The sequence below is a fragment of the Bradyrhizobium sp. SZCCHNR1043 genome (genome assembly GCF_032489675.1).
GTDB lineage: Bacteria > Pseudomonadota > Alphaproteobacteria > Rhizobiales > Xanthobacteraceae > Bradyrhizobium.
On the sequence record NZ_JAUEYN010000011.1, the window covers coordinates 143276 to 160330 of the forward strand.

Below are 17055 nucleotides of genomic sequence, written 5' to 3' on the forward strand. Positions count from 1 at the left end.
GGACCGCTGAAACGCGTGACCGGTGACGGGGGGATGATCAGGCGCTCGATGGAGCGTAGGCCGGCCCCGTGACGGCGGCGTGACACCGCCCGTTCACAGCGCCTTGCGGTAGACGATGAAGCCCGAGCGCTCGGCGATCTTGTCGTAGAGCGCCTGTGCCGTCCTGTTGGTCTCGTGCGTCTGCCAATAGACCCGCGGCGCGCCGGCCTGACGCGCTTCGCGGTAGACCGCCTCGATCAGCGCCCGGCCGACGCCCTTGCCGCGGGCGGCCTCGCTCGTGAACAGGTCGTTGAGATAGCAGAGCGGCCCGATCGTGGTGGTGGCGCGATGAAACAGGTAATGCGCCAAGCCGATCAGCTCGCCACCGCTCTCGGCGACAAGGGCATGCACCGGCTCGTTGGCATCGAAGAAGCGCGACCATGTCATCACGGTCACCTCGGCCGGCAGCGCCGTCGGCCCGGAACGGCCGTAGAAGGCGTTGTAGCCGTCCCAGAGCGGCAGCCAGCGATCATGGTCGTCGCGCGCGATGGCGCGCACAGTGAGTGCTTCGTGCATGAAGGATTCGTCGTCCGTTTGAAAATCTCGACGGACCTTCGATACGCGCAGCCGTGTTCGCGATCAATCAGGGATGGGCAGCACCGGTTCGGCGGTGGGCGGCCGCATCAGCTCGACGTAGACCGACCGATCCTCCTCGGTCAGCGGCGAGAGCGAGAGCTCGCCCCGTCGCTCGATCAGGATCAGCAGTGACGCCGCCAGCAGGATCGCGAGTGCCAGGGTCACGGCAACGATTACGACCGTTGATTTCATCGCCATTTTGTGTGCGAGACAATCATCGCCTGTTGTCGCGAAAACCGCGAAGGGTTGTCAAAATGGCTTCCTGCTAAGCGGGCATCGACAAGAGGGCGCGAATCGACACCACCGCAATGGTGACGCTGACACCCAATGAGAGCGTGCTGGCCGCGATCGTTGCGACCACGGCGGTGGTCAGGCCGGGCGAAAGGGTGAGCGTTGCGTGGCCGTGAAAGCCGCTGACGGGCGTGCGGAGCCCTCTACGGTGGTTCGACTCCTGCGGCGACGCGCGGCCGCGGACCCAACTGAACTTCGGAACGGAAGCACAACGCCACCGGGACATGAAGTCGAAATCCCTTACCCATACATCCGCGAGCGAATCACTCGCAGAGGTAAATTCTAAGGTAGCGCTGGGCAGGATTGCGGCGGCAAATCAGCAAAAAAGGCAAGAACATGGCGCTCGTGGTATTTGTTCCCGCCTAAACGTGTATTTTCCCCGCTGTTCTACGGGCGGTCGGTAGTTTTACGGTGAGCATGTCACCCGTAGTCGGCGGCGATGCCGGCCGAATCGATCAGTGCCGGCTGCCAATCCATCGCGACGAAACCGGGTGTCTGTTCGACGCGGCGCAGCCAGTTGCGGATCTTCGGGAAGGTCGACAGATCGAAGTCGCAGCGATCGGCGACGTGCGTGTAGCCGTAGAGCGCGATGTCGGCGACCGTCAGCTGTTTCGCGGCAAAGTAATCGTTGCTCTTGAGATGATTCTCCATCACCTGGAGCGCGGCATAGCCGCGCTCCATCCAGTCCTCCAGCGCATGGGTCTGAAGGTCGCGCCCGCCCTTGACCAGGAGCAGCCAGAAATAGGCGGCGCCGATGTTCGGCTCGAGCGCATGCTGCTCGAAGAACATCCACTGCAGCGCTTCGGCGCGCTCGATGCGCTGCTCCGGCACCAGCGGCGTGCCGCCGGCGACATACCAGAGGATCGCGTTCGATTCGGCGATGAAGCGGTCCTCGCCGACTTCCAGCAGCGGCACCTGGCCGCTCGGATTCTTGGCGAGAAAATCCGGCGTGCGGCTCTCGCCGCGCAGAATGTCGATCTCGATCGCCTGATAGGGCGCGTTCAGAAGCGCGAGCGCAAGGCGGACCTTGTAGCTGTTGCCTGACCGCTGCATCGAATAGAGCTTGTACATCCGGCCGATTTCGAGTTCGAGGAATCAAGGGTTGGACGCATCGCGCATCCGGACGCCAGATCGTCCCGCAATGCGGCCAGACAATGATGCCGATGAGCGCAGGCTGCAAGTGCCGGCGGATGGAAAAAGTCGAAATGCGCTACTGCACTGCACTCTCGAATAACAACTTTCCAATAGATTCAAACAATCGAGATCACGCTTGTGCGATGCGCGCGTGTCCACCGATCTCGACGGCGCGATCGGTGAGTGCGCGGCGCAGGGTCAGCGCGAACAGGGCCATCAGAATGATGAGGCCCAGCGGTATCGTCGTCAGCCCGGCGACGCTGCGCGAGAGCAGCGGCACGATCCAGGCGGCCGCGAGCACGCTGAGCTCGTAGTCGCGAAAGCCGTTCGCGAGGCCGTGCCGGACGAAGAAAATGATCGCAACCGCAACGACCACGAGGTCGTAGTCGAGCACGTAGGGCGTCGCCAGCAGGCTCGCGCTCGCCAGTGCCGAAGCCTTGAGATCGAACGCAGCCTCGCTCTGCCACAGCCAGGCAAGTCCGGCCGCGAGCGACAGCGCCAGCAGGCTTTGCAGCGCATAGGCGGACCTGACATCGGCGCCCCAATGGCGCGCGGCGGAGAATACCGACTGGATCTTCTCCCACCCGGTGCCGCCTTGCTCGAGCACGACGCTCTGTGTGAAAGTCATGGACTGGAAGAAGGCGTGCCAGACCTCGTTGCCGAGCGCGGCGAAGCTGATCGCGATCAGCGCGGCCACCGTGGCGGCTGCAGCAGCGATCGTCGGCCAGCGCGTGCCTGCGAGCAGCGCCACGGGAATGAGGACGCCGAATTGCGGCTTGTAGGCGAGCAGGCCGATCAGGATGCCGGCCGCCCACGGCCGGCCGCGCTCCATCAGCAACAGCGCGCCGCCGAGCAGCGCCGCGGTGAAGAACGCGTTCTGGCCGTGACCGATGTTGACGAACACAGCGGGAAAGGCGGTCGCCACCAGCAGGGTCTCGGAACGCGGCAGGATCGCGCGCATGACCGCGAGGTATGCGAGCAGGCTCGACACGACCCAGAGCGCGAGCCCTCCGGCATAGGGCAGCAGGGCGGTGATGGCGGCGATCGCGAAGAAGAAGGGCGGGTAGTGCCAGCCGAAGAACGGCACGTCGCGGCCATCGAACACGGCCTTTTCCATCGCATGCTGCAGCGGCGGATCGTAGGCATCCGCCGCCTTGCCGTGAAGGGTCAGCACGCCTGCCGCATAGACGTTGGAGAAGTCGGTCCCGATCGGCTTGCCGTTGCGGTCGATCAGCCCGTCGGACAGCGCGATCCAGCCGGCGATTGCCGCGATCGTGACCGCGAGCAGAATCCAGCTGTAGGACTTGATCCGCGTGGCCGTGAGCCAGTCGCCGGATCGCAGGGCGCACCCGATAGTGGTCATTTCGGCCTGAGACTCTGGACAATCGTGGGCCCACGCTAGCGGGGCGGCTTTAACGTTCCCTAAAGTCTTGGGAGCCATGTGCCCAAGCTTCTTGCGATGCAGCGCTGGGGGCCCTACAAATGGGCGTTTCCCTGACATGACTGGTCGTGGCCCCGAGGGGGTGATCCACGACGCCTGCATAGGAGCTGATGATGTCCTTTCTCGCCGCTGCGCTCGACCGTGTGAAGCCGTCCGCGACCATCGCGGTCACGGATAAAGCGCGCGTCCTCAAAGCGGCGGGCCGCAACGTCATCGGCCTCGGCGCCGGCGAGCCGGATTTCGACACCCCGGACAATATCAAGGAAGCTGCGATCCAGGCGATCCGGGCCGGCAAGACCAAGTATACCGCGGTCGACGGCATCCCCGAACTGAAGGAAGCCATCATCGGCAAGTTCCAGCGCGAGAACGGCCTCACCTATAAGCCGAACCAGGTGATCGTCGGCGTCGGCGGCAAGCAGGTGCTGTACAATGCGCTGATGGCGACCATCAATCCCGGCGACCAGGTGATCATCCCGGCGCCGTATTGGGTCAGCTATCCGGAGATGGTGGCGCTCGCCGGCGGCGAGCCGGTGCCGGTGGTCTGCACCGCGGCGCATGGCTTCAAGCTGCAGCCGGAGGCGTTGGAGAAGGCGATCACGCCGAAGACCAAGTGGCTGATCCTGTGCTCGCCGTCGAATCCGACCGGCGCGGCCTATACCAAGGCCGAGCTGAAGGCGCTCACCGAGGTGCTGGTCAAGCATCCGCATGTCTGGATCATGACCGACGACATGTACGAGCACCTCGTCTATGACGACTTCGTGTTCACCACGCCGGCGCAGGTCGAGCCGTCGCTGTACGACCGCACGCTGACCGTGAACGGTGTCTCCAAGGCCTATTGCATGACCGGCTGGCGCATCGGCTATGCCGGCGGTCCGGCGCACCTGATCAAGGCGATGGCGACGATCCAGTCGCAGTCGACCTCGAACCCGTGCTCGATCGCGCAATGGGCGGCGGTGGAAGCCTTGAACGGTCCGCAGGACTTCATTCCCGCGAACAACAAGGTGTTCAAGGAGCGCCGCGACCTCGTGGTCTCGATGCTGAACCAGGCGAGCGGCATCGAATGCCCGCGGCCGGAAGGCGCGTTCTACGTCTATCCGTCCTGCGCCGGCACGATCGGCAAGACGGCGCCGTCGGGCAAGGTGATCGACAATGACGAGGCCTTCGTCACCGAGCTCCTGGAGACCGAGGGCGTCGCGGTGGTGCACGGCTCGGCGTTCGGCCTCGGCCCGGCGTTCCGCATCTCCTACGCGACCAAGACCTCCGACCTCGAGGACGCCTGCAAGCGCATCCAGCGCTTCTGCGGCAATCTGAGGTAATCGGGCAACATCCGTCTCGAAACTCCAGAAGCCAAGTTCCAGGCCGAAAGGCGCCATGTTTTGAACATGGCGCCTTTCTCTTGTCGGTCGATAAGTCTGGTGGCGTAGGGTTGGAGTTCGATGCGGCTGCTTCTGCTGTCGATCATGTTGCTTGTGTCGGTTGCTCCGTTCGCGCAAGCCCACGCAAATCGCCCCATGCGCGCCGGTGTGCTCGAGTGCGCGGGACGAAAGACTTCCGGCAAGCTCGTGATGTCCCAGTCACGCCTGCGCTGCGTGTTTCGCAGCCAGGGCCGCCAGCCGGAGCGCTATGTCGCCAAGGTCCGGCGCTACGGCCTCGATGTCGGGCTGACGGATGAGACCAGGATGGCGTGGGCGGTCAGCGCACCGGTCAACGATTTCGGCCGCAGCGAGCTGCGCGGGCGGTACGGTGGATTGTCCGCCAACGCTGCGGCTCTGGTCGGCTTCGGCGGCAGCTTCCTGGTGCGCGACACCGATCGCGCCGCCGCCCTGCAGCCGATCAGCCTGCAGGGGCAGACCGGCCTGAACATCGCTGCCGGAATCACCGAGGTCGAGCTGGTGCCGCTGCTGCCGATCCACCCGAGCCCGAGCCGTTCATCGTCCTATTTCTCGCGCTTCTATCGCTGAGCCGCGGAAGCGTTCGGGCGAACGCGTCGCAATGGCCGGCGCGATGGCGCGTGCTGACGGCGCGGCGAATCTGGTGCGACTGTAAGGCTTGTGGCATAGATGTGATGCCCCGTGATCGTCAGTCCGATCGACGGGTCTGCATCACACGTTCATTTCAGCCGGAGTTTTTATTCATGCGCTCGACCATCCTCGCCGGGCTCGCTGCTGCGGTCGTCCTCTGCACCGGCGGCGCTGCCCAGGCGCAAGATCGCGTGCGGGTCGGCGTCCTCGAATGCCGCGGTGGCGCCAGCGTCGGCTTCATCGTCGGCTCGGTCACCCATCTCGGCTGCGTGCTGCGCGCCGACGGGCTGCCGGAGGATCGTTACGTCGCGACCATCCGCAAGGTCGGCCTCGATCTCGGCATCACCCAGGAATCGCTGCTGGCCTGGGTGGTCTATGCCCCGGTTGCACGGCTCGGGCCGGGCGATCTCTCCGGCGACTATGCCGGCGCCCAGGGCTCGGCCGCCGTCGGCGTCGGCCTTGGCGGCAATGTGCTGGTCGGCGGCTCCGCCAACTCGATCGCGCTGCAGCCACTCAGCGTCCAGGGCCAGGTCGGCCTCAGCGTCTCGGCGGGGCTGCAAAGCCTCGAATTGCGCCCGGGGCGGTGATCTTCCCTTTGCCGTGAATAGCCGCTCTTCCCGCCATCGTGCGGGAAGACGGCGCGATCCCCCGCACTGCAGCAACGTTTTTCGCAGGCCGCCTGCTTGCCAAAGCGGCAGCCGAGGCAGAGCATTCGGCTTTGCCGACCCAATCAAGGGCCGAGCTCCACAACGAGGAGGCGGCGAATGGGACAAGACCTGAGAAGTCCCCGCGGTCCACGGTGCATTGCGCTGGTGGGCCCTTTCCAAAGCGGTAAAACCACTCTGTTGGAGGCGATTCTGGCGCGGACGGGCGTGATCCCGCGCGCGGGCAGCGTCGACGCCGGCACATCCGTCGGCGATGCCAGCCCGGAGGCGCGTCAGCACAAGATGAGCGTCGCCATGACGGCGGCGACTACGACCTTCATGGGCGACAGCTACACCTTCCTCGATTGTCCCGGCTCGATCGAATTCATCCACGACATGCGCGCGGCGCTGCCGGCGGTCGATGCCGCCATCGTGGTCTGCGAGGCCGACGAGAAGAAGCTGCCGCAATTGCAGATCATCCTGCGCGAGCTCGAGGAGCTGCGCATCCCGCGCTTCCTGTTCCTCAACAAGATCGACCGCGCCAATGCGCGCATCAGGGAGACGCTTGCCACATTGCAGCCGGCCTCGCGCGTGCCGCTGGTGCTGCGCCAGATTCCGATCTGGAACGGCGAGCTGATCGAGGGCTTCGTCGACCTCGCGCTGGAGCGCGCCTTCATCTATCGCGAGCACAAGGCGTCGGAAGTCGTTGGGCTCGAAGGCGGCGATCTCGACCGCGAGAAGGAGGCGCGCTTCTCGATGCTGGAGAAGCTCGCCGATCACGATGACGCGCTCATGGAGCAACTGCTGGAGGACATCCCGCCGCCGCGCGACGCCGTGTTCGACGATCTCGCGCGCGAATTGCGCGAGGGGCTGATCTGCCCGGTGCTGCTCGGCTCGGCGCTGCGCGAGAACGGCGTGCTGAGGCTGATGAAGGCGCTGCGCCACGAGGCGCCCGGAATCGCCGAGACCGCGCAGCGGCTGGGCGTGAAGGACGCGAAGGAGGCGCTCGGCTACGTCTTCAAGACGTTGCACCTGCAGCATGGCGGCAAGCTGTCATTGACGCGCCTGCTGTCGGGCCATCTCGACGACGGCGCGACGCTGCATGCCGCTTCGGGCGAGGCGGCGCGCGTGTCCGGCATCCTGGCTGCGACCGGCGCCTATGACAGCAAGCGCGCGGGCGCCGAAGCCGGCGACACGGTCGCGCTCGGCAAACTCGATGCGGTCAAGACCGGAGATACGGTTGCGACCGGCAAGACGGCGCCGCTGCCGCTGGCAAAGGTCGAGGCGTGTCCACCCGTGCTGGCGCTCTCGATCGCCGCCGTGGACCGCAAGGACGACGTCAAGCTCGGCCAGGCCTTGCAGCGGCTCCACGAGGAGGATCCATCGCTGACGATGGTACAGAACCCGCGCACCCACGACACGGTGCTGTGGGGGCAGGGCGAGATGCATCTGCGCGTCGCGCTGGAGCGGTTGCGCGACCGTTTCGGCGTCAACGTGAAATCGCATCAGCCTGCGATCGGCTATCAGGAGACCATCCGCAAGCCGATCACGCAGCGCGGCCGCCACAAGAAGCAGTCCGGCGGTCACGGCCAGTTCGGCGACGTCGTGCTCGACATCAGGCCGCTGCCGCGCGGCGAAGGCTTCCGCTTTGCCGAGAAGGTGGTCGGCGGCGCGGTGCCGCGCAACTACATCCCGGCGGTGGAGGAGGGCGTTGTCGACGCAATGGCCCGCGGCCCCCTGGGCTTCCCCGTGATCGACGTCGAGGTCACGCTGACCGACGGCTCCTATCACAGCGTGGATTCGTCCGACCTCGCGTTCCGCACCGCGGCGCGGGTCGGCGTCGGCGAGGGGCTGCCGCAATGCCAGCCGGTGCTGCTGGAGCCGATTCACACCGTTGAGATCGTCTGCCCCACGGAAGCGACCGCCAGGATCAACGCGATCCTGTCGGCGCGGCGCGGCCAGATCCTGTCGTTCGACACCCGCGACGGCTGGCCGGGCTGGGATTGCGTCCGCGCGATGATGCCGGAGGCCGAGATCGGCGAGCTGATCGTCGAATTGCGCTCGGCCACGGCCGGCGCCGGCAGCTTCACCCGCCAGTTCGACCACATGGCCGAGGTGACGGGCCGCGCCGCCGACCACATCATCGCCTCCCACCGCGACGCCGCCTGAGCCGAACGCTCCGCGCCGAGCAGCACCGGCCCGTCATCCTCTCTCGGGATGGCGGGCCGGATCGCGTCGGGACCTTGCTCGGGCGCGCAGGGAACAGAGGACGAGGGCTGGGTTCCAGCTTGCCTCCGAAAGCAATTTATGATGTATTTTACATCATTGTCTTTGTCTCAGACATCATTTATGGTGTCTGCTACGTGAGGCCATCGTGATCACGTCGTTCCAGATGCGAGCAGCCCGTGCGCTGCTCGGGATAGATCAGAGAACCTTGGCCGAGCTGGCCGGCGTGTCGCTGCCGACGATCCAGCGGATGGAAGCCTCCACGGGCAACGTCCGCGGCGTGGTGGACTCGCTGACCAAGGTCGTCGATGCGCTCAATCGTGCGGGCGTGGATCTGATCGGTGAGCATTCCCGCAGCGAGAATGGCGGGCGTGGTGTTCGCCTGAAGGAACCGGGGCCGCCCCGCCGCATGGGCCGTCAAACTGACATTGTGCGCGATGACGCGAGCTAGGCTCATCGCGCGGCACGGGGCCCCTGGGCGCTTCGTGTGGGACGCATCGTCGGCTGCGCCGCGGCCCGATGAGGCGACGGGAGCGTGATGGGCATGAGCATCGCAAACGAACACCGTTCGCACGGGCGGGTCGGACATCATGAGCCGACCTTCGCCGAGCTTTATTCCCCCAAACTCCTGACGGTCTTGCGCGAGGGCTACGGCCTCAGCGACTTTCGCGCCGACGCGCTGGCGGGCCTGACCGTGGCGATCGTGGCGCTGCCGCTGTCGATGGCGATCGCGATCGCCTCCGGTGTCTCGCCGGGGCGTGGTCTCTACACCGCCGTGATCGGCGGCTTCCTGGTCTCGCTGCTCGGCGGCAGCCGCTTTCAGATCGGCGGTCCCGCGGGTGCCTTCATCGTGCTGGTCGCTGCGACGGTCGATCGCCAGGGTCTCGATGGCCTGCTGATCGCGACGATGATGTCCGGCGTGATCCTGGTGATCGCAGGATATTTGCGGCTCGGCACCTACATCAAGTTCATTCCCTATCCGGTCACGGTCGGCTTCACCGCGGGCATCGCCGTCATCATCTTTGCCAGCCAGCTGAAGGATCTGTTCGGTATCACGCTTGCGGGCAAGGAGCCGGGCGAGCTGCTTCCGAAGCTCACGGCGCTCGCGCATGGCGCGCCGACCGCGAGCATGTCTGCGGTCGTGACGGCCGCGCTGTCGATCGCGATCATCATCGGCCTCAAGCATCTGCGGCCGACCTGGCCCGGCATCCTGATCGCGGTCGTGGTCGCGGCCATCATCACCTTCGCGCTGCAGCTTCCGGTCGAGACCATTGGGACGAAATTCGGCGGTATCCCGCGCGAGCTGCCGGCGCCGGCGTTGCCGGCGTTCTCGCTCGCCAAGGTCCAGGCGGTGTTCCCCGACGCGATCGCCTTCGCACTGCTCGGCGCCATCGAATCGCTGCTGTCGGCCGTCGTCGCCGACGGCATGACCGGCCGTCGCCATCGCTCGAACTGCGAGCTGGTGGCGCAGGGCTTTGCCAATGTCGGCTCGGCGCTGTTCGGCGGCATCTGCGTCACCGGCACCATCGCGCGCACCGCCACCAACGTTCGCGCCGGCGCACGCGGGCCGGTGTCGGGCATGCTGCATTCGCTGTTCCTGCTGGTGTTCATGCTGATCGCGGCTCCGCTCGCGAGCTACATCCCGCTGTCGGCGCTCGCCGCGGTGCTGGTGGTGGTGGCCTGGAACATGGCCGAGAAGCACGAGTTCGCCACCCTGATCCGATCCTCCTGGGGCGATGCCACGGTGTTGCTCGCGACCTTCGGGCTGACGGTCTTCCGCGATCTCACCGAGGGCATCCTGGTCGGCTTTGCGCTCGGCGCCGTGCTGTTCATCAACCGCATGGCGCAGATGACCGGCGTCGAGGACAGCACGCCGCTGGTCGCGCAGGACCGTGCGGATTTCGAGGACGGCGCGCGGGTGCCCTACAATCCCAAGCTCAGCACCGACAAGGACGTGCTGGTCTATCGCATCACCGGGGCGTTCTTCTTCGGCGCCGCCTCGACCGTTGGCACCGTGCTCGACTCGATCGCCGACCGCCGCAAAGCCTTCGTGGTCGACTTCGCCGCCGTGCCGTTCCTGGATTCGACGGCCGCCAACGCCATGAGCCGCGTCGCCGCCAAGGCCAGGCGCCAGGGCATCCGCCTGTTCATCACGGGCGCGTCGCCGACCGTGCGCCGGGCGCTGCTGACCCACGGCGTGCGGCCGCCGCTGGTGCGCTATCGCGAGACAATCGAGCGCGCCGTGGCCGACATCAAGGGCAAGGAGACGGCGCCGGCGGACGTCGCCGATGGGCTCGCCGCGAGCTGACACGCGACCTTAACGCCGCGTCGCCGTTGGGGCCATGGCGCCTCTCGGCCGCTGCGGCGCTTTCCCGGGGGGCGACTGCCGAGCCCCAGCATTGACTCCAGCCGGGGCTTGTCCGATGTCACGGCCATGACCCTCGCCGCCAAACCCCGCGCTGCGTGCCTGATCGGCTGGCCTGCCGCGCATTCGCGCTCGCCTTTGATCCATCATCATTGGCTGCACGAGCTTGGCATTGCCGGCGGCTACACCATCGAGGCGGTGCCGCCGGAAGAGCTGGCGGACTTCGTCATGCATCTCGACCGTCGCGGCTTCGTCGGCGCCAACGTCACGATCCCGCACAAGGAGCGCGTGCTGGAGCTGAGCGAGCCGGACGCGCGTGCCCGCGCCGTCGGCGCGGCCAACACGCTCTGGTACGAGGACCGCATCCTGCGGGCCACCAACACCGACGTCGAAGGCTTCATCGGCAATCTGGATGCCGCCGCCCCAGGCTGGGACCGCACCGACGAGGCGCTGGTGCTTGGCTCCGGCGGCTCGGCGCGGGCCGTCGTGTTCGGCCTGCTCGAGCGCGGCATCGGCCGCGTCCACGTCATCAATCGCACCGCGGCGCGCGCACAAGCCCTGGCTGATCAGTTCGGCAGCCATGTCGTTGCCGAAGGCTGGGACCGCGTCGGCGCGCTGCTGCCGCGCGCGGGCCTGTTCGTGAACACCACCTCGCTCGGCATGCACGGCCAGCCGCCGCTCGAGCTCGACGTCGAGCTGTTGCCGCAGCAGGCTGTCGTCGCCGACATCGTCTACGTGCCGCTGGAGACGCAGTTGCTCGCGGCGGCGCGGGCGAGGGGGCTGCGCACTGCCGATGGGCTCGGCATGCTGCTGCACCAGGCCGTGCGTGGCTTCGAATTGTGGTTCGGCCGCCGTCCGCAGGTCACGCCCGAGTTGCGCGCGCTGGTCGAGGCCGATCTCACAAGGGCTTGAACGCGGAATAAGCGCAGATGGTCGGCGTCTCATTGATCGAGCGTCCGCGTAGCCCCGCATTGGACGCGGATGATCTTCTCTCGCCCTCGGAGCCCTGCATGTCCGCTCGTCTCGTCCTGATCCGTTCCGTCGCTTCACTCGCCATGGTTGCGGCTGTATCCGCGCTCGCCATTGCCCAGCAGGTGCCGGTGCCGACGCGCGTGCGCGGCGCCATCGAAAGCGTCGACGCCGACATGATGACGGTGAAAGCCCGCAGCGGCGAGATCTTCAAGCTGCGCATGGCCGGTGATCTGCGCGTTTCGGGTGTCGTCAAGGCGCAGCTTTCCGACATCAAGCTGGGCTCGTTCATCGGCGCCACCACGGTGCCCGGCCCGGACGGCGCGCCGAAGGCGGTCGAGATCCACATCTTTCCCGAGGACATGCGCGGCACGGGCGAAGGCTCGCGGTCGTGGGACCTGAAGCCGAATTCGAGCATGACCAACGCCACCGTATCCGAAAGCTCGGTCTCGACCGACGGTCACTCGCTGCTCGTCAAATACAAGGGCGGCGAGAAGCGGGTCGACATCGCGCCGGACACGCCGATCGTCACCTTCGTGCCCGGCGACAAGTCCGAGCTGACGGCCGGCGCGAAGGTGATGGCCACCGTCAAGCAGTTACCCGATGGCTCGCTCGAGACCAGCCGCGTCAGCGTCGGCCGCGATGGGCTGACGCCGCCGATGTGACCCAGCTCATCTGGAGCGTATGCCGCATCCTGACAAAAGGTGTCGTCCCTGCGAACGCAGGGACCCATAACCCCAGGATGGAGTGTCGGGGCACGCCAGGGTGTCTTAGTCTGAGCAGATGCCCAAACGCACCATGCAGTGGCGCGACCGCCCGAAATAACTGACAGCGGTGGCTATGGGTCCCTGCGTTCGCAGGGACGACAGCTTTTGCTTGGCAAGCGCTTCGGATCATCACGGTGTGAGACCAGCGTCATGCTTTGCCCCAACCGGTTAAGTGTCGATCAATCCGCCAGCACCTTCCGGTCGATCTCGGCCACCGTGTTGATGCCGCACAGGCCCATCGTCGTCAGCAGCTCGTTGCGGATGATGTCGATCGCCTTGGCGACGCCGGCCTGGCCGCCGGCGCCGAGGCCGTAGGCATAGGCGCGGCCGAGCATGCACGACTTGGCGCCGAGCGCGAGCGCGCGCATCACGTCCTGGCCCGAGCGGATGCCGCCGTCGAACATGATCTCGATCTTGTCGCCGACCGCTTCCGCAATGCCGGGTAGCACGTGGATCGAGGACGGTGCGCCGTCGAGCTGGCGGCCGCCATGGTTGGAGACGACAAGCGCCTGCGCGCCGGTCGCGGCCGCGAGCTTCGCGTCCTCGATGTCGTGGATGCCCTTGATGATCAGCTTGCCCGGCCAGATCGAGCGGATCCAGTCGACGTCCTTCCAGTTCAGCGAAGTGTCGAACTGCGCCGCGGTCCAGGCCGAGAGCTTGGTGAGATCCTCGGTGTTCTTCACGTGGCCGGCGATGTTGCCGAAGGTGCGGCGCTTGCCCTGCAGCACGCCCTGCACCCAGGCCGGCTTGGTGGCGAAGTCGAACAGCTTCGACAGCGTCCATTCCGGCGGCACGCTCATGCCGTTCTTGATGTCCTGGTGGCGCTGGCCGATCACCTGCAGGTCGACGGTCAGGCATAGCGCGCTGCACTTCGCGGCGATCGCGCGCTCGACCAGGGCCTTGATGAAGCCGCGATCCTTCATGACGTAGAGCTGGAACCAGAACGGCTTCTCGACGCTGCCCGCGATGTCCTCGATCGAGCAGATCGACATCGTGCTCTGCGTGAAGGGGATGCCGGCGGCCTGGGCGGCGCGGCAGGCGTGAATCTCGCCGTCGCCGTGCTGCATGCCCAGAAGGCCGACCGGCGCCAGGATCAGCGGCATCGATGACGGCTCGCCAAGGATCGTCGTCGACAGATCGCGCTTGGACACGTCGACCAGAATGCGCTGGCGGAATTTGATCTTCTGCAGATCGTCGCGGTTGGCCCGCAGCGTCTCCTCGGCATAGGAGCCGCGATCGGCGTAGTCGAAGAAGGCTTTGGGCACGCGGCGCTTGTGCAGCAGGCGCAGGTCTTCAATGCAGGTGACGTGTTTCATCGCGCTCTTCGACTCCCCACCGACGTCTCGTTTCTTGGGCTCGGCAGTCATCTAGCATCTTTGCGGCGCCTGCCAAATCCAACTTGGGAACCGCCACGGCGTCCGGGCAAGACACGCAAACTGCGAGCGTTCCGCAACAGGACGTCAGTGGCCGCCGGAGCGAGCACATTCCTGCTGCGGGGGCGCTCCGAGGGGGGGCCCTCCGGAGCCGTCAGGTCGAGTGAAAAATTAGCCTTAACAATGACTTGCGGCGGCCGTGGCGGTTTCGTGGTAATGATTGATCACATTTTTTGAAGCCATCTTAGCTTTAAGGCGACTATAACCCGCGGGCTGACCGGAGGGGCTTGCCATGTGATTCGCCCCCGCCGGTAACGAAATCCAGAAGCCGTTGCTGGGGGTCATATGAGCCGTAACTATTTCGGGACCGATGGGATTCGTGGCCGCGCCAACGGCCTGATCACGCCGGAACTCGCGCTCAAGGTCGGGCAGGCCGCAGGTCTTCTGTTTCAGCGCGGCGAGCATCGCCACCGGGTGGTGATCGGCAAGGATACCCGCCTGTCCGGCTACATGATCGAATACGCGATGGTGGCCGGCTTCACCTCGGTCGGCATGGACGTGCTGCTGGTCGGCCCGATGCCGACGCCAGCGGTCGCCATGCTCACCAAGTCGATGCGCGCCGATCTCGGCGTCATGATCTCGGCCTCGCACAATCTGTTCGAGGACAACGGCATCAAGCTGTTCGGGCCGCAGGGCTTCAAGCTGTCAGACGATGTCGAGAAGCAGATCGAGCAGCTGCTGGACGAGTCGCTCGACAAGAAGCTGGCGCAGAGCGCGAGCCTCGGCCGCGCCCGCCGCATCGACGGCGTGCACGATCGCTACATCGAATTCGCCAAGCGCACCCTGCCGCGCGACCTCTCGCTCGACGGCCTGCGCGTCGTGGTCGATTGCGCCAATGGTGCGGCCTACAAGGTCGTGCCCGAGGCGCTGTGGGAGCTGGGTGCCGACGTGATCTCGATCGGCGTGGAGCCGGACGGCTTCAACATCAATAAGGAATGCGGCTCGACCTCGCCGGAGGCACTGTGCCGCAAGGTGCGTGAGATGCGCGCCGACATCGGCATTGCGCTCGACGGCGACGCGGATCGCGTGATCCTGGTCGACGAGCGCGGCCACATCGTCGATGGCGATCAGCTGCTCGCGGTCATCGCGCAGAGCTGGAAGGAAGACGGCCGCCTGGCGCGCGCCGGCATCGTCGCGACCGTGATGTCCAATCTCGGTCTCGAGCGCTTCCTGCAGGGGCAGGGGCTCGAGCTGGTGCGCACACCGGTCGGCGACCGCTATGTGCTCGAGCGCATGCTGGCCGACGGCTACAATCTCGGCGGCGAGCAGTCGGGCCATATCATTCTCTCGGACTACGCGACCACGGGGGACGGCTTCGTCGCCGCGCTGCAGGTGCTGGCGACGGTGCAGAGGCTGCGCCGTCCGGTCTCCGAGGTCTGCCATCGCTTCGATCCGCTGCCGCAGATCCTCAAGAACGTCCGCTATCGCAGCGGCAAGCCACTCGACGCGGACGAGGTGAAGTCGGCGATCGACACCGGACAGAAGCGCCTCAACGGCCATGGCCGACTGCTCGTGCGCTCCTCCGGAACCGAGCCGGTGATCCGCGTGATGGGCGAGGGTGACGACCGCGATCTGGTCGAGGAGGTCGTCGACGAGATCGTTGCTGCGGTCGGCAACGCGGCTGCGGCCGCCGCGTAGTCATCAACCGTCATATTCGGCCTTTGCGGCCTGCCATCATCGTCTGATGGCAGGCCGTTTTGTTGGCAGCTTGTCGTCCTGCGCGCGAGAGCGGTGGGCTCGGGTCTGTCGGCGCGATCCGCGGCTCGTCGTAAAGCGGGCAGGGGCCAGGACAGGGCGATGCATCGATGAAATCGGCCAATCGCGGCGGGCAAGTCTGCCAATCTGTTACGTCGTGCCCGGGCTTGACCCGGGCATCCACGACGTTCCTTCCGAGCGCAACAAGGACGGGGCTGGCCGGGACAGGCCGGCCACGACGATGTGGGAGCAGACGGCGCAAAACGCAGATCGCCATATGCGATCGCTCCGTCTGGAGAGGGGCGACGTCGACAATTTTAAGTTGAACTAATTAGTTGATGCTTACTACAAAGACGAAACGGAGATGACGAATTGTTAGGAGGTGTTGCGCGGTCGTTAACGGTTCTTGTGCGCTCAGGAAATATCAACCTTAATAATTAGGGTTAAGCGCCGCTTAAGCATTTGGCGCGATTGTACGGTCGTCAGTTGTGATGTGGGGCCGGATTCTCGATCGCCTCACCGGCCAAAGGGACGAAGCCAATGCGTAGCGTTAAGTCTTTGATCGCCGCCGGAGCGGCCTCTCTGTTTTCAACTCTCGCCTTTGCGGCCGACATGCCCATCGCGCCTCCTCCGGTCTACGCGCCGCCGCCGGCGGCCGATTTCGGTGGCTGGTATCTGCGCGGCGACATCGGTTTCAGCAATCAAAAGGTCAAGGACGTTCATTACTCGCGCGAGTCCGCCTACACGCCGATGACGTCGTTCAACCAGACCTCGGCGTTCGACACCGCGGGCATCTACGGCGTCGGCGTCGGCTATCGATTCAACAGCTGGTTCCGCGCCGACGTCACCGGCCAGTATCGCGGTAATTCGAACTTCAAGGCCACCGACCGCTTCAATGCAACGGCGGGCGGCGTGCCCTATAGCGGCATCGACAATTACAGCGGCAGCAAGTCCGAATGGCTGGTGCTCGCCAACGCCTATGTCGATCTCGGCACCTGGTGGTGCGTGACGCCGTTCATCGGCGCTGGTGTCGGCGGTGCGCGGGTGACGGTCTCGAACTTCACCGACACGGGCATCAACAACCTGCCGTTCACGACCACGAGCTTCGCGACGGCGCCGACCTCCTCGAAATGGAATTTCGCTTGGGCGGCCCATGCGGGTCTCGCCTACAACGTCAATCCGAACCTGGTGTTGGAGCTGGCCTACAGCTACGTCGATCTCGGTCAAGGGCAGACCGGCGTCCTGTCCGACTATGTCGGCAACACCACCGGCAACGTCTTCAAGTTCAAGGACATCACCTCGCACGACCTGAAGCTCGGCGTACGCTGGAATTTCGACCAGCCTCCGCCGCCCCCGATGATGCCGCCCTTGATCCGCAAGGGCTGAGCCGAGCGGTCCTCATCACTGTAAACAATCAAGCGGCGCGGGCCTCCCGCGCCGTTTGGCGTTTCTGA

Annotated in this window: 16 protein-coding genes; 10 read left to right on the plus strand and 6 right to left on the minus strand. The window is 65.7% G+C overall.

What is annotated here, in order from left to right:
• Positions 1–93 precede the first annotated feature (93 nt).
• From QX039_RS20380 to QX039_RS20400, 5 genes are all read right to left on the minus strand, one after another.
• Complete coding sequence (locus QX039_RS20380; RefSeq protein ID WP_315771865.1) at positions 94–555, minus strand: GNAT family N-acetyltransferase; 462 nt, start codon at positions 553–555, stop codon at positions 94–96.
• Positions 556–618: 63 nt separating this feature from the next.
• A complete protein-coding gene (locus QX039_RS20385; protein ID WP_315733936.1) occupies positions 619–813 on the minus strand; it encodes a hypothetical protein in 195 nt (64 codons plus the stop codon).
• Between the two features lie 67 nt (positions 814–880).
• On the minus strand, positions 881–1132 hold the full coding sequence (locus tag QX039_RS20390; RefSeq protein WP_315771868.1) for a hypothetical protein: 252 nt from the start codon (positions 1130–1132) through the stop codon (positions 881–883).
• A 194-nt stretch (positions 1133–1326) separates the two neighbouring features.
• Positions 1327–1977, minus strand: coding sequence for a glutathione S-transferase family protein (locus QX039_RS20395; RefSeq protein WP_315714112.1), 651 nt, complete (start codon positions 1975–1977; stop codon positions 1327–1329).
• A 193-nt stretch (positions 1978–2170) separates the two neighbouring features.
• Entirely contained in the window at positions 2171–3403 is a 1233-nt protein-coding gene (locus QX039_RS20400) for a glycosyltransferase family 87 protein (RefSeq protein ID WP_315771869.1), read from the minus strand.
• A gap of 191 nt (positions 3404–3594) precedes the next feature.
• Here QX039_RS20400 and QX039_RS20405 point away from each other — a divergent pair, with 191 nt between their 5' ends.
• The 8 genes from QX039_RS20405 to QX039_RS20440 all read left to right on the plus strand — a co-directional run bounded on the left by QX039_RS20405 (position 3595) and on the right by QX039_RS20440 (position 12371).
• Positions 3595–4797 carry a pyridoxal phosphate-dependent aminotransferase gene (locus tag QX039_RS20405; RefSeq protein WP_315757337.1) on the plus strand — a complete coding sequence of 401 codons (1203 nt, stop codon included), beginning with the start codon at positions 3595–3597 and terminating at the stop codon, positions 4795–4797.
• A gap of 120 nt (positions 4798–4917) precedes the next feature.
• The gene (locus QX039_RS20410; protein ID WP_315733932.1) at positions 4918–5442 is read left to right on the plus strand and encodes a DUF992 domain-containing protein; all 525 of its coding nucleotides are present in this window, start codon (positions 4918–4920) and stop codon (positions 5440–5442) included.
• Positions 5443–5615: 173 nt separating this feature from the next.
• A complete protein-coding gene (locus QX039_RS20415; RefSeq protein ID WP_315733931.1) occupies positions 5616–6089 on the plus strand; it encodes a DUF992 domain-containing protein in 474 nt (157 codons plus the stop codon).
• Between the two features lie 177 nt (positions 6090–6266).
• On the plus strand, positions 6267–8315 hold the full coding sequence (locus tag QX039_RS20420) for an elongation factor G (protein WP_315771870.1): 2049 nt from the start codon (positions 6267–6269) through the stop codon (positions 8313–8315).
• A 205-nt stretch (positions 8316–8520) separates the two neighbouring features.
• Positions 8521–8823, plus strand: coding sequence for a helix-turn-helix domain-containing protein (locus QX039_RS20425; protein WP_315733929.1), 303 nt, complete (start codon positions 8521–8523; stop codon positions 8821–8823).
• A gap of 93 nt (positions 8824–8916) precedes the next feature.
• Positions 8917–10680, plus strand: a complete 1764-nt coding sequence (locus QX039_RS20430) for a SulP family inorganic anion transporter (RefSeq protein ID WP_315733928.1) — start codon at positions 8917–8919, stop codon at positions 10678–10680.
• Positions 10681–10806: 126 nt separating this feature from the next.
• Positions 10807–11649, plus strand: coding sequence for a shikimate dehydrogenase (locus tag QX039_RS20435; protein ID WP_315771871.1), 843 nt, complete (start codon positions 10807–10809; stop codon positions 11647–11649).
• Positions 11650–11792: 143 nt separating this feature from the next.
• Positions 11793–12371: a hypothetical protein gene (locus QX039_RS20440; RefSeq protein ID WP_315771906.1), complete on the plus strand. Its 579-nt coding sequence runs from the start codon at positions 11793–11795 to the stop codon at positions 12369–12371.
• Positions 12372–12652: 281 nt separating this feature from the next.
• Here QX039_RS20440 and QX039_RS20445 read toward each other — a convergent pair whose 3' ends face one another.
• Positions 12653–13789, minus strand: coding sequence for an alpha-hydroxy acid oxidase (locus QX039_RS20445; protein WP_315733926.1), 1137 nt, complete (start codon positions 13787–13789; stop codon positions 12653–12655).
• 402 nt (positions 13790–14191) lie between these two features.
• Between QX039_RS20445 and glmM the strand changes: the two genes are divergently transcribed.
• Positions 14192–15544, plus strand: a complete 1353-nt coding sequence (gene glmM, locus QX039_RS20450; RefSeq protein ID WP_315733925.1) for a phosphoglucosamine mutase — start codon at positions 14192–14194, stop codon at positions 15542–15544.
• 597 nt (positions 15545–16141) lie between these two features.
• On the plus strand, positions 16142–16987 hold the full coding sequence (locus QX039_RS20455; RefSeq protein WP_315771872.1) for an outer membrane protein: 846 nt from the start codon (positions 16142–16144) through the stop codon (positions 16985–16987).
• The last annotated feature ends 68 nt before the right edge of the window (positions 16988–17055 follow it).